At 35.1% G+C, this 20,123-nt stretch carries 12 protein-coding genes; 5 read left to right on the top strand and 7 right to left on the bottom strand.

Annotated elements, in window-relative coordinates:
* Positions 1 to 2: 2 nt before the first annotated feature.
* Positions 3 to 398, bottom strand: a complete 396-nt coding sequence (gene rbfA / locus B9Y84_RS14490) for a 30S ribosome-binding factor RbfA (RefSeq protein ID WP_085518111.1) — start codon at positions 396 to 398, stop codon at positions 3 to 5.
* Between the two features lie 99 nt (positions 399 to 497).
* Here rbfA and B9Y84_RS14485 point away from each other — a divergent pair, with 99 nt between their 5' ends.
* Both B9Y84_RS14485 and B9Y84_RS14480 read left to right on the top strand, forming a co-directional pair.
* Positions 498 to 1,919, top strand: a complete 1,422-nt coding sequence (locus tag B9Y84_RS14485) for a hypothetical protein (protein ID WP_176223811.1) — start codon at positions 498 to 500, stop codon at positions 1,917 to 1,919.
* 114 nt (positions 1,920 to 2,033) lie between these two features.
* Positions 2,034 to 3,074 carry a sodium:calcium antiporter gene (locus tag B9Y84_RS14480; protein ID WP_085518109.1) on the top strand — a complete coding sequence of 347 codons (1,041 nt, stop codon included), beginning with the start codon at positions 2,034 to 2,036 and terminating at the stop codon, positions 3,072 to 3,074.
* 55 nt (positions 3,075 to 3,129) lie between these two features.
* Here the strand turns inward: B9Y84_RS14480 and B9Y84_RS14475 are convergent, their stop codons facing one another.
* The 5 genes from B9Y84_RS14475 to B9Y84_RS14455 all read right to left on the bottom strand — a co-directional run bounded on the left by B9Y84_RS14475 (position 3,130) and on the right by B9Y84_RS14455 (position 12,738).
* Positions 3,130 to 4,509: a dipeptidase gene (locus tag B9Y84_RS14475; protein WP_085518108.1), complete on the bottom strand. Its 1,380-nt coding sequence runs from the start codon at positions 4,507 to 4,509 to the stop codon at positions 3,130 to 3,132.
* Between the two features lie 35 nt (positions 4,510 to 4,544).
* Entirely contained in the window at positions 4,545 to 9,347 is a 4,803-nt protein-coding gene (locus tag B9Y84_RS14470) for a hypothetical protein (protein WP_085518107.1), read from the bottom strand.
* On the bottom strand, positions 9,344 to 10,192 hold the full coding sequence (gene prmA, locus B9Y84_RS14465; protein WP_085518106.1) for a 50S ribosomal protein L11 methyltransferase: 849 nt from the start codon (positions 10,190 to 10,192) through the stop codon (positions 9,344 to 9,346). Before prmA ends, B9Y84_RS14470 begins: the two co-directional genes overlap by 4 nt.
* Positions 10,193 to 10,362: 170 nt before the next feature.
* Positions 10,363 to 11,124, bottom strand: a complete 762-nt coding sequence (gene tpiA, locus B9Y84_RS14460) for a triose-phosphate isomerase (RefSeq protein WP_085518105.1) — start codon at positions 11,122 to 11,124, stop codon at positions 10,363 to 10,365.
* 186 nt (positions 11,125 to 11,310) lie between these two features.
* A complete protein-coding gene (locus B9Y84_RS14455; RefSeq protein WP_085518104.1) occupies positions 11,311 to 12,738 on the bottom strand; it encodes a DASH family cryptochrome in 1,428 nt (475 codons plus the stop codon).
* Positions 12,739 to 12,851: 113 nt separating this feature from the next.
* Between B9Y84_RS14455 and B9Y84_RS14450 the strand changes: the two genes are divergently transcribed.
* The 3 genes from B9Y84_RS14450 to B9Y84_RS14440 all read left to right on the top strand — a co-directional run bounded on the left by B9Y84_RS14450 (position 12,852) and on the right by B9Y84_RS14440 (position 17,830).
* Positions 12,852 to 15,083: a GAF domain-containing protein gene (locus tag B9Y84_RS14450; protein ID WP_085518103.1), complete on the top strand. Its 2,232-nt coding sequence runs from the start codon at positions 12,852 to 12,854 to the stop codon at positions 15,081 to 15,083.
* A gap of 115 nt (positions 15,084 to 15,198) precedes the next feature.
* Positions 15,199 to 16,227: a ferrochelatase gene (gene hemH / locus B9Y84_RS14445; protein WP_085518262.1), complete on the top strand. Its 1,029-nt coding sequence runs from the start codon at positions 15,199 to 15,201 to the stop codon at positions 16,225 to 16,227.
* A 58-nt stretch (positions 16,228 to 16,285) separates the two neighbouring features.
* Complete coding sequence (locus tag B9Y84_RS14440) at positions 16,286 to 17,830, top strand: tetratricopeptide repeat protein (RefSeq protein WP_085518102.1); 1,545 nt, start codon at positions 16,286 to 16,288, stop codon at positions 17,828 to 17,830.
* Between the two features lie 4 nt (positions 17,831 to 17,834).
* Here B9Y84_RS14440 and B9Y84_RS14435 read toward each other — a convergent pair whose 3' ends face one another.
* A complete protein-coding gene (locus B9Y84_RS14435) occupies positions 17,835 to 20,087 on the bottom strand; it encodes an ATP-binding protein (protein WP_085518101.1) in 2,253 nt (750 codons plus the stop codon).
* Between the last annotated feature and the right edge of the window lie 36 nt (positions 20,088 to 20,123).

Here is a 20,123-nt window from a genome sequence, read left to right as displayed (position 1 = left end):
TTTTAATCCTCATTGTTTTCGTCATCTTCCTCCTCCTCTTCCTCTGGTGGAATTTCGAGTTTTGACAAAATATCCTCCATTCGACTAGCTTTCTCTAAGGTATCATCTATGAAGAACGCTATTTCAGGTACAATTCTAACTTGTTTACCGATTCTATTTCCTAGATGCTTCCTAATCTCACTTTTTCTTTCTCTAATCATCTCTAAAGTTTCGCTTGGTTTATCGGAAAGCATCAAGCTTAGATATATTTTAGCAAAACTTAAATCTGGAGATACCTCTACATCCGTGATTGTTATAAATGCCTTACCAAAAGCATTAGCCATCTGTTTTTGGAAAATCTCGCTTAAATCTTTTTGTAATAAACTGGAATATTTTTTCTGTCTTGAACCTGCAGCCATAGTATTCTATAATTTCTTTACAAATATGCACGATATTTTATACAATTTGTGCTTTATCGCCTAATTTAGCAATTGAATTTTAAACAAAACCAAAGACTATTGTTAGGTTTTTTCCGAATTAACGACCCTTATCGATTACTGATCCTCTTCTTGGCGGTGCTTCTTTTGCGTTTACCCTATATGATAGGATCGGATGCTTTAGTGTACGAAACAAATTGGCTTTTGATTGGAGAAGCACTGAACTCCGGGAATATTCTCTACAAAGATATAATCACTCCAATTGCTCCTTTAGCTGCAGGGATCTATATGATGGTAGAATTCTTATTTGGAAAATCCGTTTTGGTATTGCATATTTTATCGATTCTGTTAGTCACCTATCAGTTTTCGCTCTTCAATAATATCATGTTGAGAAATAAAGCATATAATGAAAACTCGTATATTCCTGCGCTGATCTATGCTTTGATGATGTCCATTTTCTACGATTTTTTCACCTTATCACCTGCACTGATCAGTCTTACATTTATACTTTTAGTATTGGATAACATTTATCTTAGGATAGAGAACAAACTCCAAGATGCCACAATTCTAAAAACTGGTATTTTCATGGGTTTTGCGGTTCTTTTTTATCTCCCTTCGATTTTTTTTTTAATTGCAACGATTTTATCATTTGCATTGCTTACTAGCCTAGTCTTACGAAGGTATTTGTTGTTCCTATATGGCTTTATATTCCCAGCGCTAATAGTTTCAATTTTTTTCTACTGGAAGGGTGGCCTTGAGGCCCTTTATAATCAATGGATACTATTCAACATTTTTGATAAAGCAGAACCAGTCATTGATCTACAGTCAATTTTAATTATTTCAGTTTTCCCTGTCATTATCTTTCTGTTTGCGCTTTACAAGACGTTTACCGCGACACGGTTTACCAATTATCAATTACGGGTACAGCAAGTAATGTTTATTATGTTTTTAGCAGCCTTTGGAAGTTGGTGGATTTCAGAGCAACAGGCGCCTTTTGAATTGCTACTTTTTGTTCCTTCTTTTGCCTTTTTCATCGTGCATTTTGTTTTTCAATTTAAAAGAAAAATTATAGCAGAAGCATTTGCAATTACTTTAACAGCTCTATTAGTAACTATTAACTTCAGTATATTCTATCAGAATACTCGTATACATGATATCGGAAATTTCAATAAATTGGTAAGTGGAGAGTCCCTCTATACTGAATTGATTCGGGAGAAATCTGCAATAATTTTAGGAGGACATACAGATATGTATCAATCTGCCACTAGAATTGCTACGCGATTCTATCACCCTAAATTAAGCGAATCAATTCTCAATGATATGAGCAAAAAAGAACAAATGATCGTTTTGTATGACGATATCCAACAATATCAGCCTGAGGTTATTATAGATTTTTTAGGCTTGCTTAAAAAAGGCAAAGTCGAGTTAGCTGTTTTAAAAGAAGATTACCAACAGAAAAGCGAACTTTTGTATGTAAGGAATAACGCTAATTTAACAGAATAAATAGTTAAAAAAGTATGATATATATGGTACAGCCGTACTGGATAGAAAATTACGTATGATTTTAATATGTAATGTTGTTTTACATTTCGATTTTACCCATATTTGAATCTGAATATGGGAGAACTTTTACTATATATAGGAATTATCTTAATTTCTACTTTTGCTGTATGGAAAGGAGGGAGCCTCCTAGAAGAATCATCTGAAAAACTTTCAGATTATTACCGATTACCCCCCTTGATCCAAGGAACAATTATCACAGCTGTAGGTTCAAGTTTTCCAGAATTAGCGGCTACTGTTTTATCCACTCTACTTCATGGAAAGTTTGACTTAGGTGTTTCTGCTATTGTAGGTTCAGCCATCTTCAATATATTAGTCATACCAGGGATTTCTGCTGTCTTAGTGAAAAGAATGCCTGCAGATTTAAGCTTAATTTACAAGGATACCCAGTATTACATAATTTCAGTTTTTATATTGTTCATATCTTTTGCGCTAGCTTATATTTATTATCCAATCGTAGTTACGCCAAACAATATGGAAGGTACAATGACACGATGGATTGCCTTTATTCCTATCGTTTTTTATGGTCTTTACCTTTTTATACAAGGAATGGAAACGAGGGATTACAGAAGAGATCATGGGAAAAGAGCAGTGCTGGGCGTTGATAAAGGAAGCGTAAACATTAGAAAAGATTGGATAAAGCTAATTGTTAGTCTAGTATTAATTGTTGCCAGTGTGGAAGGCTTAGTAAGCGGGGCAATTTTCTTGGGAGAATTTTTCAATACTCCAGATTTCATATGGGGGATCACTATTGTTGCAGGTGCTACTAGTATTCCTGATGCGGTGGTAAGTATTAAAATTGCACGAAAATTTAAAGGCTCAATTAGTTTAGGTAATGTGATTGGTAGTAATATCTTCGACCTTTTGGTTGCTGTTCCTGTAGGGGTTTTGATAGCGGGTTCCGCAGTAGTCAACTTTACAATGGCAGCACCGCTTATGTTGTTTCTTGCTTTGATCACCATTATCATGTTTATTTTCCTGCGAACAAACTTAGCGCTGGTGCGGTGGGAAGGGATAGTACTTTTAATTCTTTACGTTCTTTTTGTGGTTTGGATGGTTTTGGAGACTCTCGGGATATCCTCTATTGTCATCAAATAAAGAGGCCTGTTTCTCCGAAGAAAAACAGGCTAACCTCTAGTTTTATCGTACCGTATTATTTATCTAACTCAGCAAAATATTGATGGAACAAAGCTACAGTTTCAATTCCTTTTAGATAGTTTTCAACTCCAAAACTTTCATTGGGTGAGTGAATAGCATCCGAATTCAGTCCAAATCCCATTAAAATACTATCAAGACCTAAAATATCTTTAAATAAAGAGACGATTGGAATACTTCCTCCTTCTCTTGTTGGAATTGGCTTTTTACCCCATACTTTTTCAAAAGCTTTCTCTGCTGCTTTGTAAGAATCAGTATCTGTTGGTGTAACATATGGCATACCACCGTGATGTGGGATCACCTTGACCTTGACACTTTTAGGCGCTATGCTTTCCAAATGCTTCTGGAATAACTCCGTGATCTCATGGTGATTTTGATTTGGTACTAGACGCATAGAAATTTTTGCATTGGCTTTAGATGGAAGTACCGTTTTTGCACCTTCACCTATGTAGCCGCCCCAAATACCATTTACATCAAGAGTTGGACGAATTCCCATTCTTTCTAAAGTATTATAAGTAGCTTCCCCTTCAACATCTTCAATTTTTAAGTCTCTCTTGTAAACATCTAAATTGAAGGGAGCTTTATTCATTTCATCTCTTTCTGCTTGCGTAAGTTCTAACACTTTGTCGTAAAACCCTGGGACAGTTACCTTCCTATTTTCATCTTGAAGAGAAGCAATCATTCTAGCCAATACATTAATTGGGTTAGCAACCGCACCACCATAAACTCCGGAGTGTAGATCTCTATTGGGTCCCGTCACTTCAATTTCCAGATAACTTATTCCTTTCAAGCTCACTGCCATCGAGGGGTGCTCATTTGCAATCATTGATGTATCCGATATTACAATCACATCTGATTTCAATTTTTCTTTATTTTCAGCAATGAAAATTTCTAAATTTTCAGATCCAACTTCTTCCTCACCCTCGATCATGAATTTTACATTGCAGGGAACGCCTCCATTTTGCATCATCATTTCGAAGGCCTTAACATGAATATACATTTGACCTTTATCATCTGCAGAGCCTCTAGCTACAATTTTCCCATCTTTAATTACAGGATTAAAAGGTTCTGAATCCCAAAGCTCATACGGATCGGCTGGTTGAACGTCATAATGTCCATATACCAACACTGTTGGTAATTTTGGATCAATAAGTTTATCAGCATACACTATTGGGTGCCCGGCTGTTTCACAAACCTCCACATTATCGGCTCCAGCTTCTTCAAATTTAGCCTTCATAAATTCAGCAGCTTTCTTTACATCCCCCTTAAATTTCGGATCTGCGCTCACGCTTGGAATCCTTAGTAGATCAAAAAGCTCATCTAAAAATCTTTGTTTGTTTTCGTCTAAATATTTTCCTGTTTCTTCTTTAGTGATCATCTATTACTATTTATGAGTGTTAACTTAAATTTAAATTAAAAACCATCATCATCATCTTCAGCTGGTGCATCTTGTGTAGGAATTGGCATATTATTAGCTGGAGCAGCTGCAGCTCCTGCCTCACTTGCCATTTCTAAATAATAAGGAGCATCAATATCAAAATACCTCTTACGATAATCCTCGATAAAGTTAGTAGCTTCCAACTTATCTCCCGTTAAAAAGACAAAATCTCCGAACTTAGCTTTCTCTGCTTTTGATTTATTATCTATAAGCTCATTAGCCTCTTTATTTGAGGAGAAAAATATTAATCGGTCTTCCTCATAATGAAAGAAATACCAGCAAGATGGCGAAACTTGCAAGAATACCTTAATAGCGGATCCCATCTCTAACTTTTGAATTTCGATGAAGCCGTCAATATTTGCATTGATATCTTGAGAGCCTGTATTTGACAATCCGATTTTCCCTACGCTGTACCAAGAATGGTTTTCGTCCGACCATTTCATATCAATGTTGTTTAAGACTAAAGTTTTTGTGAAATCAGATGTAAGGGTATGCAATGGAATATATTCATTAAAAAAATTCTCTTCATAGCGCTTTGCTACTGAATTACCTGCTATTTCTGCTAGTTTAGGCAATAATCTATCTAGATCCTTAGTGGACTCTGGCAAGCCTAGACGCTGCACTACTTCTAACATGTCAGTACCTATAATGGGAGTAAAGGCATTGGGTAAATCGAATTCTACGGTCATCATTAAATTGAAAATAAACTGCTGACTCAACAAATCCCCAGAACCTGATCCTGCAGACTTAAAGCTAGCTTCTTTTCTGCTTTTCATGAATTGAAATGGTCCCTCAAATTCCAATTTTTGCTCCTTCTCATTGTAGGCAAAGTATTTACCTGCATATGAGGTTCCGGTTTTTCTTTCCCTGTTTTCAATAACAAATTGATTTTTGGTAGCGCTGTAGGTCAATAAGCCACTAGGCTTGAAAAAGTCCTCATCTGAAAAATCTCTCTTTTCATTCATAAAGGTTGCGTAAAGCTGATTATTAGCATTGTCGAAATGGATTCCTGCTTGTAGGGGCTCTCCCATTTCGGTAGTACTATTTCCAAAATCAATTACAACCTCTTTTGCACTTCCATCGCTCTTATAGCCAATCCAAGTATCATAATTTGGAATATCTTGTAGATCAGGTTGAATGTAGCCCTGCAATTCTAAAGCAGGTTTGTTGGCATACATTGTTACATCTCCTTTGTAATACATGCCTGGGCTAATCAGCATTCGATCTTCCTTACGAACGCTTCCAGAAGATACGGTTCTTAAAGTCCTATTACTGTTTTCTTCACTTGGAATAGGCTCTAAACTAAATTCTCCCATTTTGATGGAGAAGGTATCCCCAATAGAATTCACATATCGATAGGTAGCATTTCCTAAAAACTTATTTCGGGAAACAATATCAATTTCTGCATCATATAAATTATGGTATCCTGTTAGCGTATCCAAAGTAAGTGTGGCATTATAAAGCTTATTAATTTTGCCATTCTCTCCAATTATTACTTCACCGCCACTTGGTGTAACTTGAGCATCTGCAACTGTAATAAAAGGAATGCCTGATACATTAAGTGCCTGACTCTCGATATCGTACACTGCTTTTGTTGCGTTAAAAACCAATGAATCTTGATCGGGATTTGTAGAGTAGAAGTAAGAATTTCTAATATTGATATCTGCAGGTTTTGTCATTTCTACAATTTTTTCATCTAGCTTCCATAATGCAGAAGGAATGGACGTTTTGTAGCTGGCATATGGGAAATCCAATGCAGCATCACCCTCTATCTCAGGGTTTACGGTTGCAGTATTTGCTTGAAAATCGAAATCGAGCCGTACGTCATCGGCTGACAAGGCAGGAATTGTATCGGTAGATTCAATTCGGAAATCCGCATGTCTTGCAGAAAAACTCTGTTCTTCGAAGCTAAACTCTTTTGATGAAGTATTAGACCCCCTAGTTGTCATTTCTCCCAAACCAAAAAGACCTTTTTTCGAGATAATGGTTTTCCCTTCTAATGATGCAGTTTCATTGTACATTTTAAAAGGCTCCGAGCGATTGCTCATATAGAGGCTATCTTTTGCCGTTAGCCATCGCATATCGAAATTTAAAATCTCCATTTGCGGATAGGAAATTCCATCCCAATCGCCAGGTTCGATGGTTGCATAAGTACCAATTGCTGTAATAGAATCCTTAAAGAAAGTAAAGTTTTCAGATTTAATTGTTGAGCTTAAATATTCGATCTTATCACCTCCTCTTAATCCTTTGTTATCTAATTTTATAGTACCATAAAATTGAGCCTCACCTGCTAATAAGCTTATACCTTCTTCTGGTAATGGATGATTGAAACCTAAAGATTTATCAGGCATTACCCTCAGTTTTTCTTCAAATTCAGGAAAAATATCTCCTGAATGAAAAACTCCGTCAAAGGCTATTGAATTAGGATCAGAACTACTTACAGAGTCAATTTCAAAAGGTGGAATTATAAAATAAAGACTTTGGTCGTAAACACCATCTAGAATTTCTTCACCTAGAAAATATACTGTAGCTCCCTTGGTTGCATTAAAAATCGGATACTTTGGAAACTCTTTTTGAGCAGATTTATTATTAGGTTCGTTAATGTATAATACTCCTGCAGTTTCAACTAATTGATTTTGTATCTGCTCTTTATTGGACTGCTTGCTGTTATCCCCAGTGTTTAAATTGAATTTAATATTATCAATTTTAGGCATAGATATCAGAAAACTATCATAGTCCATTTTAAATTCCTCTCCTATATATTGGTAATTTCCTGCATAGACTGTTCCGTCAAATTGAACATCACGATTTTTACGTAAAACTACTCGACCACTATCAGGCTCTACGCTGATTCCTAACTTATCGTTGATAATAAACTCTTCTACACCGAAAATATCTAATGTACCTTGATCCAGATTCAATTTCCCATTTGGCTTCCCAGATGAAACCGATGAAATTTGAACATTATCATAATCTTTTCGTCCCCATCGGGAATCCACATAGTGAAAAGCTTTATCGAGCATGTTAATTTTGCCACTAACGACATCATATTTAATAAAGCCATTTTGCATCAGTAATTTCATTCCTGATCGCAATTTACTTTCATCAATTCTTGTCTTTTCAGCTACTTCATTAGTATAAAATGACTTTTGGTTTGCAGTCCTGCTGTAATTGACTACTACTTGTAAAGCATGAAATTTATATAAACCAGAAAGACTATTGTATCTGTATTCATTAAAATATTCTGCAGATTCAAATAGTGCCGGAACCCTATTACCAGCGATTAAGATAGAAATTTCAACAACAGATGAATCCATATCCCAGCTAAGCTTATCTGCTGTAAAATCCATGTTAAAATAGCTCGCATAGAAGGGAGTGTTCTTAAAATTACCTTTATTTTTCAATAGGTTAAGGGAATTCTCATTTACTCTATAATCAAGACTGAGGCCGGGGTGGTATATAGAATCTTTTCTTTGATAAATTGAAACACTACTAAGATCTGAGACAAAGGTGCTGTCTTCATAAATGAATTCGCGAGACTCTGCCCTGAATTTTTTTACAGCAGAGCCCTGTAGCTCCAAGCTGCTAAAACTATTATCCATTGCGGCAGTGCCCAATGTAGTTCCTTTAAGAGTAACTCCTCCAACTAAATATAGGCCTTCCACCTTCACAAAATTTAGATCATAACCAGACTTATATGACTGGAAAAAAGGATATTTTGCTTTTCCTTTTTCAGTATTATCTACTTTAAAGTCAATAAATCCTTTCACAGGTTCTTTTATAATATCTGGGTAATTTAAAGTGACTTGTTCAGCAGAGAACTGTTTTTCATTTACTTCAAATGTAAAATCTGAGAACTCTGCATTGAGCTCTTCTGTTGATTTTCCTAAATGCTCCCAAGTCAAAATACCATTTTCAGCAACGAAAGTATTTCCGATTAATTCAAGCTTGCCTGTAACATCATTTATTTTTATAGAATCAGAGGCATTCAGGAATTTCAGATTTATATTTTTCAATATAACGATAGGCCCTTCTAAAATGGGCATTGGCTCACTAAAAGCGGATAAATCTACCGGGGAGTTACTCGCAGTTTCTTTTGGAGCAGACTCTTCTGCAGCCCATCCATCTTCGCTACCCCAGGAATCATCACTGTCACTCCAAGCATCATCTTCTTCAGCTCCCCAAGCATTATCTGCTTCGCTACCCCAAGCGTCTTCAACTTCTTCTTCTGCTGCTGTTTCATTCTCAACTTCAACCGTTACTTCAGGTTCTGTAGGCCATTCAAAACTGACGCTTCCTCCAGAGAATGCCACTTGATAGTAGCGACTGTAAAAAATGGCTTTCTTTTCTAAAATCTGTTCAGTTGTTCTTAGTAATGACTTAAACTGATTGTTTTCCAGTTCTTCGTAAGCTCTTTCGGTTATTTCCAAAAACGTATTTATAGCTTTTGCTGGATCTTCCAGATTAGATGATGCTCCCGAAAGTGTACTTATAAAGGGTAATCTAAAATCCCGTACCGAAAGGTTATCGGATTTCATCTTATTGTAAATCTCTTCAATAAGCAACTTGTTCTGTTGACTTAAGGAATTCTCCTTATTCCAGTAATTCTGAAAAAACAAGGAGACGCTCTCTCCCTTTTCGGAGTTTAGCTGCGCTAAATCCAACTGCACGGACTTTAAAAAATCTGGAGCAGATGCTTTATCAGTTGCCACTTCATCTTGAGCACCAGCCCAAAAGAAAGTCGAAAAAATTAATATGACGATAAAAAAACCTCTCATTTATTGTTTTTAAGCAAAATGGCTGACCATTGGTTCCTTACAGATTGATTGATTAGTTCTAACGAAAATTTACTGCATTCATTTAAAATGTCTGGAATATCATTTTCATAAAAACCGCTTAGCATCAAAAATCCTCCCTTCTTAATATGTTTATTAAGATGCTGAATATCTGACAATAATATGTTTTTGTTAATGTTAGCTAACACCAAATCATAAGTTTCTTTTTTGGGAATGCTTTGAACCTCTCCTTGCCAGACCTTGTGCTTCGAAGCTATAATCGAATTTAACGAAAAATTCTCTACAGTATTTTCTACAGCCCATTCATCTATATCGTAGGCATCAACTTTAGTAGCTCCTCTTAAGGCAGCAAAGATTGCTAAAATTCCAGTTCCGCAGCCTGCATCCAACACCATCTTATCTTCTAAATCCATGTCGTACATCTGATTCAGCATTTGATAGGTTGTTTCATGATGGCCAGTCCCAAAAGACATTTTCGGAGTTACTATAATTTCAATAGGAAACTGCGGTTTCGAAGGATGGAAATGAGCGCGCACCAAAATTTTATCTTCCACTTCGATAGGCTCATAATTCTTTTCCCAGTCTGAATTCCAATTTTCTTTTTCTACTGTTCCTAAATTATAGGATAAAGAAGTCAATTTTTCATACTGCTGAAAAAGGGCTTGAATTTGAGAAGTTTCTATGTTTTGATTTTCTTCTGAATAAGCGAAAAGCCCATCTCCTCCTTCCTTTTCCTGAAAGGTAGAGAAACCAATTTCTGCTAATTCCGCCATGAATATTTCAATAAAATCTTCATCGCAATTTACTTCTAAAGAAATGTAACTCATTATTTATTTTTACTCCAACAGTTTTAATTTTTGTGCACTGGATCAGCTGCTAAATTTCTCAGTAATTTAATTTAATACCAAATGATCAATAGCTCTACCACCGATCATTTGGGGCCTGTATATCTTACAGTTAAACTATTTTCTTTAGCAAATACCTAAACAGGCACTATTTAAAATGATTTAATAATATCCGTAAAATCTCTTGACTTTAAAGAAGCTCCACCTATTAATCCCCCGTCAACATCAGGTTGCGAGAAAAGTTCTTTCGCATTATCTGGTTTACAACTTCCGCCATACAAGATAGAAGTTTCATTGGCTACATTTTCTCCAAATTTAGTGGCAATATGTTGTCGAATGGTTTTGTGCATATCCTGCGCCTGAGCGGAACTAGCTGTTTTGCCTGTACCTATAGCCCATATTGGCTCGTAAGCAATTACAATATTTTTGAACTGCTCGGTAGATAAATGGAATAAGCCGTTAGTCAATTGCTTGGTGACGTAGTCATTTTGTGTATCCGCTTCTCTAATTTCTAAAGGTTCTCCACAGCAAAAGATCACTTTAAGATTACTTTTTAGTGCATTATCTGTCTTTTTAGCTAGATCAGCGTCAGTTTCTGAAAAATGCTCTCTTCTTTCACTATGACCCAAAATAACATATTGAGCACCCAAAGATTTTAACATTGGTGCTGAAACTTCACCTGTAAAAGCCCCAGAATCTTCCTGATGACAATTTTGTCCGGCTAAAACTATTTTACCAATCTCAGGGATTAAATTTTCAACAGCATATATGAAAGGAAATGGAGGTGCTATGACCACTTTTACATCTGCTGGACCTTCATCCTCTACCATATTAGCAATTTCGGAAGTTAATGCTTGAGCTTCCGTCAAAGTTTTATTCATTTTCCAGTTTCCGGCTACTATTTTCTGTCTCATCTTATTTTCAGTTTTTGTTATAGGCTAAAAAACAAAAATAAGAAGATTTGACCATAAAGCTAAGGAAGCTGGATTAAGATATATTTTTGACCCTGAAACTTTAGAACTGTAGGGGATCTTCTAATAACCTCCCATAGACTAATGGCTACAAATTTCTAAAAAATGGCCTTAAATTAAACCTTTAATTTAATACTCCCACTTCCCAATATCCACTATAGGTTTAAGGTATATTTCTGGTATAATTGAATCAACTTTTTCCAATTCTCCATTTTTCAGTAAAGCCACTCTATTGCTATTAAAGCCTTCGATATCAGCTAATTCAGGAATCCAATATCTAACATATTCACCTTTAGCATCATATTTTTTGGCTTGGCTTAAAATATTAAAATAGCGATTTTCTCTGGGATCGTTACCAACCCCCGCCACATAAGCCCAATTACCCCAATTACTGGCGACATCATAATCAATTAATTGATGTTCAAAGTACCAAGCACCCATTCTCCAATCCAATCCTAAATCTTTTACTAAAAAGCTGGCTACATTTTGCCTACCTCTGTTGCTCATGAATCCTGAAGCGTTCAACTCCCGCATATTGGCATCTATAAAGGGTACTCCGGTTTCACCATTTTTCCATCTTTCAAAAAGTTCTAAATTCCATTGCCAATCCCTTTTCTCTCCTTTTATGCCTTCTTTTTGGAAAAGTTTAGAGCCAAATTTTTTCAGTACAAAATGGAAATAATCTCTCCAGATTAGTTCAAATACCATCCAGTATGTCGATTGGTTTTTCTTCCTCTCTTTTTCATATCTCTTTACTTGGTAATAGATTGATTTAGCAGAAATGCAGCCTTCTGAAAGCCATGGTGAAAATTTAGAAGAGTAGCCCTCCCCCAATAATCCATTCCTAGTATTTTTGTAATCTTTAAGTTGGTCTGTTTCCCATAGATAATAATTTAACCTTTCCCAGGCTTTTGTTTCTCCTCCTGTAAAATTCAATACAGCCTTCTCTTCCTTACAATTATTTTCTATTTGTAAATCAGAAAATTCAAATTTATTATCAATTTTCACAGCGTCAGACAAATCCGAAGGAGCTTTAAATAATGCTCTAACCTCCGTCTGCTTTTCGTTTTCTTTCCTAAATTGAGTAAAAATATTTGGTAATTTTCCTATAGGCCAGGGAATATCGTCTTCATGAAAAAGCGTGGTTTGTGCAAAATAATGGACTGCTGCCTTATCTTTTAAAAATAATTTTTGGATAGCTTTTTCTTCACTTACTTCCTCGCTTCCAGACTCCTTTGGAGCATAAAGTGCATCAAATTTGTGCTCCGTTAGAAGTGACTGAAGGATGATTTTAGAATCACCTTTTTGAAGCATTAATTGGCCTCCTAGTTCTTCAATTTTTTGCTTGAGATCCAACACTGATTGCCATCTGAAACTGAGCTTCTTGCTAGAAGATCGTCTAATTCCCAATGGATTTTCGTCCCATTCCTTTTCGTCAAATATATAGAGGAAAAGATATTTTTCTGAATTGTGGATCCCTTCCCATAGGGCTTCATTATCTTCTACTCTTAAATTCCTTCTAAACCAAATCAGTGACTTTTGATACTTTTTTTCCATTATCTTCGGATTTTAATCTATCATCATAACTGATTGGTCAAAATTTATGTTTGAAGCTTTTTAATTAGATCGATAAAAGATAAATTGACCTTTCGAAATAGCGAGTGTGTAAAATGAAAAAAATAAACTTCAATTCCATTAAAAGTAGGATGATCATCGGCTATAGCAGTATGGCATTATTGATTGTGATTGTGGTACTTATTACACTTTCGCAAATTGCCAATATAATGGTGATGGGGAATGATATTCTTGAAAATAAGCAACCATCCCGAATGTATGTTGATGCGATGAAAAGTGGAGTTCGGCATTCCAATGTTACGCTTCAAAACTACTTGCTTTCAGGTAATGATGCATTGAAGAAAGAAATAGATGAAATTTGGGAAAAAGAAGTACAGTCAGCAAATGACAGCATAGATTCTTTAAAAATATATTGGAATAGCCCTGAGAATATCATTTTGTTTGAAAAGCTAAGCAGATTAGGAAATAGAATCAAAGCAAAACAAAAAGAGGTACTGAACAATGCCCAATTTGGTGGAGGGAATATAAGTTTATCGCTTTACAATTATATGGGTTCTGAAGGCGACACCATTTATGATAAAAATGATTTACAAAGCTGGATTGATGAAGAATTAAATAATCAAAGCTCGAGCAATAACCCAAATGGAAATTTATATGCTGAGAATTTAAAGCCCTTGAGTGATGAGTTTGACGAAAAAGCACAACTTTTATATTCAAATCTGGAAGAAGAATCCATGGCTATAGGAGAAAAAATCTTTTCGGCAAGAGATAGATTTGTAATAGTTGAATCAAGTATTGTCATCTTCTCTATCATTCTATGTTTCCTATTTTACAGATTGGCTCGAAATCAATTTAAAGGAAGTATTGATGCTTTACAGTCTGAAGTAAAAATCTTGAGCGAAGGCAATATTCCGGAAACAAAAGCGAATACAAATGACGAATTTGATATCATTTTAGAAGAAATTCACACACTTTCCGGAAATTTATCAAATGTCAAAAACTTTGCTTTGGAAGTAGGGAAGGGCAGTTTTGATAGCGATATTTCGGTATTTAATAATCAAGGGGATATAGGAAATTCACTTGCCGAAATGAGGGACAGTTTGAAAAATGTATCAGAAGAAGCTAGAATTAGGAACTGGACCAATAAGGGTTCAGCTGAATTCGGAGATATTCTGAGAAAATTTAATAATAATATAGGCGAGCTCAGCGATCATGTCATTACCTTCATGGTGAGTTATTTAAAAGCTAACCAAGGGAGCATTTTTATTGTAGATGAAGATGAAAATGGAGAGGAAGATTTACAACTAACTGCTACCTATGCATATGATAGAAAGAAGTTTCTCGAGAAAACTATTCAACCTGGTCAGGGATTGGTAGGACAAGTATATCTTGAAAAGCAGTCAATTTATATGAAGGAGTTGCCTGAAAATTATATCACTATTACTTCAGGTCTAGGTAAAGCAACGCCAAAGAGTATTTTTATCGTCCCTCTTATTGCTAATGATACTGTTTATGGAGTGATCGAGATTGGGACATTCACTGAATTTACAGATAATGAAAGAAAATTTATCGAGGATGTTGGTGAAAACATAGCCTCATCCGTCCAGTCAGTTAAGATCAATGAACGAACCAATAGACTTTTAGAAGATTCGCAACAGATGACGGAGGAAATGCGCGCTCAAGAGGAAGAAATGCGGCAGAATATGGAAGAGTTGCAAGCCACTCAAGAAGAAATGGAGCGTTCGCAGAAGGAGAACACTGAGCGTTTGAATGCCATGGAAAAAAGCGGATTAGCTTATATTGAATTTACCCCAAGTGGAGATATTCTTACGGCTGACGAGACTTTTATAAGTTTATTTGGTTATAACACAGTCGATGAGCTTAAAGGCAAGCATCATCGAATATTTCTAAGCGATGATTATGCAAACTCTAAAGAGTATCAGTCTTTTTGGGATAATCTCAAAGCAGGACAGATTCAAAGTGGAGTATTCGAACGTTATGGAAAAAACGGAAGAAAGATTAATATTAAGGGCTCCTATACTGTGTTACGAAATCAGAATGGAGAAATCACTAAAATCATAAAATTTGCTTTTGATGTAAGTGAAGTTTACGAAAGATTGGAAGTTCTCGTGCAAGAGAAGGAAACTTTACTTAAGCAATTATCAGAGATAGAAGTGAAAATTGAAGGTGTTGAACCAGGCCAGTTAAATGAACTTAAAATCTATCAAAAGCAATTGAAAAAGTCTTTAGTAGAGAAACTCCAGCAAAATGAAGCAGAGTTAAAAAATGCACTTAAGAAACAAAAGGGAGACTTAGGGATTTCTTAACATTCATTAAGACTCTTAATATTATAGCTTTCCTACGTCAAAAATCTATTATACTATACATTAAACACTAAGTTTTAGCAAACATATAACTGCAATGCAGGTTATTGAAGCCAATATGAAAAAATCAAATCACGGAAAAACGGGAGTATTATTAGTGAATTTGGGTACTCCAGATTCCACAAAAACGTCAGACGTAAGGAAATATTTAAGAGAATTTTTGATGGATAAAAGAGTGATTGACATCCCTTTTCTCCTTCGGTGGATGTTGGTAAACTTAATTATCGCACCTTTCCGGGCTCCAAAATCCGCAAAAGAGTATCGGAAATTATGGGTAGAAAGAGGCTCTCCATTAAAGTTTTATGGAGAAGATGTAAAGGAATTGCTTCAAAATGAGCTAGATGAGAATTACGTGGTTGCGCTAGGTATGCGGTATCAGTCTCCAAGTATCAAAAATGCTTTGGAAGAGCTGAGGAATCATAAAGTAGCTAAAATAATAGTAGTCCCTTTGTTTCCTCAATATGCTTCAGCAACTAGTGGTTCTGTGCACGACAAGGTAATGGAAATTGTACAAGAATGGCAGATTATTCCGCAGCTAAATTTTATCAGCACTTTTGTTGAAGAGCCAGGTTTCTACAAAACCTTTGCCTCTCTCGGTAAAAAATATTTAGATAAGCATAAGTACGATCATGTAATCTTTAGTTTCCATGGTTTGCCAGAACGGCAAATTAGAAAAGGTTCAGTTGATAACTATTGCAAATTAGGAAGCTGTTGCAATGTCTATCATGACAAGAACCGATTCTGCTACAGGGCGCAATGCTTTCAAACTGCGAGGTTGATTGCAAACGAATTGAATCTTTCTGAAGATCAATATACGGTGACATTCCAAAGTCGTTTAGGAAATGATCCATGGATTAAACCTTATACAGATGAAGTGCTGAAAGACTTACCTAAGGAAGGGAAAAAGTCAGTTTTGGCTTTTTCCCCAGCTTTTGTTTCCGATTGTTTAGAAACTACTATTGAGGTAGGTGAAGAATTCAAGGAAGAATTCGAAGAGGCAGGAGGGGAGCGTTGGGATTTAGTAGAGAGTTTAAATGACAATAAGGATTGGGTGGAAACATTAAAATCTTTGGTACTTAGAAATTAGGTTGGATAAACATTCGAAACGTTAGATTTTTTTAACTAAATTATTGGCAAGTTGAATTATGAGAAGCCAGTGGTTTATTATTATATCGTCAATATTCTTTCTTTGCATTGCTTTCTCAGTATTCGCAGTTAAGAATGATTCGTTAAAAAATAAGCTAGATTCGAAACTGCAGAATGAGCTTTTTGACCAAGAAATAGATGTTAAAAAATATCTAGAAATTACAGATCAAATTTACTCACAATTTCCAGCGGAAGGTTTATTTTATGTAATAGCTTTAGAAGAAAAACTAAACAGAAATAATAACGAGTCTGGTAGAGCTTACACTCTAGTTAAGAAAGGAACATATTATTGGTTGCAAGGAATATATGACGCCTCGTTAAAAGCTTTTTTTGAGGCTTTAGATATTTTTGAGGAGCAAGGCAATTCAATTGAAGTCATTAAAACGCTCAATAATATAGGGGAAACCTATAAAAAACAAAAAGATTATATTCAATCAGCTAGATTCATAAAATTAGCACTTGCTAAATCAAAAGAGGTAAAAGGCCTCTCTCCCAGATTAATATTAGTGAATTTAGGTCAGCTTTTCATGATTAATGAAAACTATGATAGTGCAAAATATTACCTAGACCAAGTACTTAGCCAAGATAGTCTCACCTCTCAAATCAAAGGGTTTACTAATCTTTATAAAGGCATGATTAGTAGGGAAACTGGCGAAACTGATTCTGCTCTTTTGTTCCTTCAAGAAAGCCTGGAACATTGGGCAGACTTAGCATACGCCAGAGGAACGGTAGAAACCACAATTGAACTCGCCAGAGTCTATATTGCAAAGAATGACTTAATTAAAGCCAATCGCTTTTTAGAAGAAGCAGAGATGTTAGCACTAAAAGCAAATACCTTAGACTTGTTGCTTAAGATTTATCAATCTAAGATTGACTTGTACAAACTAACCGCAACTAATGATTCCTTAACATTCTACTTTGATAAATATTTAGGAATCAAAGACTCGATATTTAATTCAGAGTCTAGAGCAGAAATCAATAAGCTAAGTATTCAGTATGATTTGTCTCAAAGGGAAAAAGAAAGTTACAAGCTAGCACTAGAACAATCTAAACTGGCCAATAAAATAGAAAAAAGAACAGAGGTTTTGATTTTAATAACTGTTGCGCTTATTTTTTCAATAGTAATAGTCTTTTATCTCAGGAGTAAAAGTAATCAGCTCAAGACTGCTCATCTGAAGCTTAAGCAGCAAAAAGAAGAAATAGAAGACAAGCAGCGAAAATTATCATCTAAATCATTAGACTTAGCAAGAGTCAACAAGGAACTTCACAGTTTGAATAAAAATTTGGAGGAAAGGGTTATGGAACGGACTAAAAAGTTGAATGAGCGTAATAGACAAATAGCTGAATTCACTTATTATAATTCTCATAAATTAAGAGCGCCAGTTGCCAATGTATTAGGGCTTATAAATGTAATAGAGTTAACAAAAGATGGAAAAATAGACCCGGCTGTACTTAATTACCTTAAAATTAGTGCAACAGAATTGGACAAGGTTATTTATAACTTAAAAAATCTTTTAGAATTAGATGAAAAGCTAGAAGAATAATTCGTTAATCTATCAGAGGGAGTGTCACCCTAAAGGTCGTTCCTACTCTTGTCTTAGAAGTAAACTCTATTTTACCTTTCAATACTTTTAAAGTGTCTAACACTATATATAATCCTAAACCTGAGCCTTCTATACCTTGGTGAGCCCTAAAAAACATCTCAAATATTTTGCTTTGATGTTCTTCAGGTATTCCAGAACCATTGTCTTTTACCTCTAGCACATAAGAATTATCCTCAATTTTAGCTGAAACTTTAATGAATTGAGGGTCATCTTGATTGAAATCGTGATATTTTAATGCATTAGTCACTAAATTACTTACTACAATATTAATCCTTTTTGGATCTGTTTTAATCTTGAAATCTGAATCATAAGCTCTAATCAGCTCAACCCTGTCTGCATTTTGATAATATTTTAAATCCTCCACTATGCTGTCCAAAATATCATCCATTCTGACGAATTTCATCTCTAGCGGCTTTTTAGTGTTAGTCGAGAAATCCATAATACCCTTGATAAACTCCTCTAGCTTAGTGATACTGATATTCATTAACTTGAAATACTCCTTAATCTCATCAGGATTATTTGACATCCCTGCTACTGCAATTAACCCTCTTAATGATTTCAAAGGAGCCACTAAATCATGAGAAGAACGATAAACGAAATTATCTAATTCATTATTAATGGTTTTTAATTCTTCATTAGCCTTTTTTAATTGTTCCTTCTGCAAACGCAATTCAGAAGTTCTTTCCTTAACTATTGACTCCAATTTTTTATTGGTAATGCTTAATCGATGTGTCCTATATTTAATGAAACTAAACACCAGTAGTCCAACCAATAAGGCAAATAGTATATAGGTAACATAGCTTTCGTACCAATTCTTTGGAACAATGACCGTGAAGTTAAATGGTTTTATATTTAATTCAGGATTATGAACACCACGAGCTTTTAAGTGAAATATGTATTCCCCTCCTGCCAAATTAGTATATTCTTTTCTTGAGTTATTTGACCAAGTAGACCAGTCATTGTCAAAACCCTCTAAATAATATGAGAACTCTAAATCTTCTTTGAAAAAACTAGGAACTGAAAAGTAAAAATCAATAGAATTACTGTTTTCCTGTGATAAAGTCACTACATGGTCGAGACCTTTGATAAAGACAGAACTATCTCCTAATTTAATGTATCTAACCTTGGCTTGAGGTTCAAATCTTAATTTATTCGATGGATTACGAAATTCCAAGTATTGTATACCAGAACCGCTAGTCAACCATAAATTACTCCTTCTATCGCTTTCAGGGTGCACAATAAAATTTGACAATAGGCCATTTTTGCTACTTAAGTTTTTTAATATGTGGCCTTCAGAATCAAAAATTTGCATCCCATTTTCCCAACTAGAAGTTATATATAAGGAGTCTGACATTTTATGTGCCCAATAAAGAAATAGACTATCTGATTTATAAAAATATGAGATCTCGCTATCAAATGGAGTGACTTCATGCGTAGTAGAATTATAATTGTAAATCCCGTTCTCAGACGTAAAAAAAAGCCAATTACGATTCTTTTGCTTTACTACTTCCCAGATATAGTCATCACCAAATTTAAAATCCCTATTGACGTAAATGAGTGAGTCATCCTTAAGGAGTGCTAATCCTCCTTGATCTTGTCCATAAACGGAAATAAGGACTTCCTGTCCTACTTTATAGGATGTTATGCTTGCTCCAATTTCTATCCTCGATAACACCTCACCATCCCATTTCAAAAGTGCACTATCCAAACTAAAATATGTGTATCCTTTATTTTGTATAACATTCCATACAAATGGAATTTTTTTTTCATTCTGCATCTTATCGTTCAAAGATTGATACATCATATTTCCTAAGCTATTGCGTTGGAAATACCCTAATTCCTGATTTCCATATGTATATATTTTATCATCTATTAAATTTAGATACTCAATAGGGGTGAAATTTGTAGTTTTATGTAGTTGCCAGTGAGTACCATCAAATTCCAGTAAGCCGTTTTCATTGCCAAAATACATAATCCCATCTTGGTCTTCCACTGACATATAGTTAAAAGAACTACCGCGATAGCTGGAACCATCAAAATCACGAAATATTATAGAATCTTTAGGGTCCTCGATAGGAGGATTAGCATTTTGAAAGGAAGCGGCATTAAGAGTGGGGAGCTCAAAAAGAATAATAAATAAAAATAAATGCCATGCTTTCCGATTTCGCGAGTGAAGCAATGATTTGAGGAATACCATATAGAGTAAATCTAGTAATGTAAATCTAGAGAAATA

This window comes from Marivirga sericea (assembly GCF_900177665.1).
GTDB classification, from domain to species: Bacteria; Bacteroidota; Bacteroidia; order Cytophagales; family Cyclobacteriaceae; genus Marivirga; species Marivirga sericea.
This window is presented reverse-complemented; position numbering and strand designations above follow the sequence as displayed.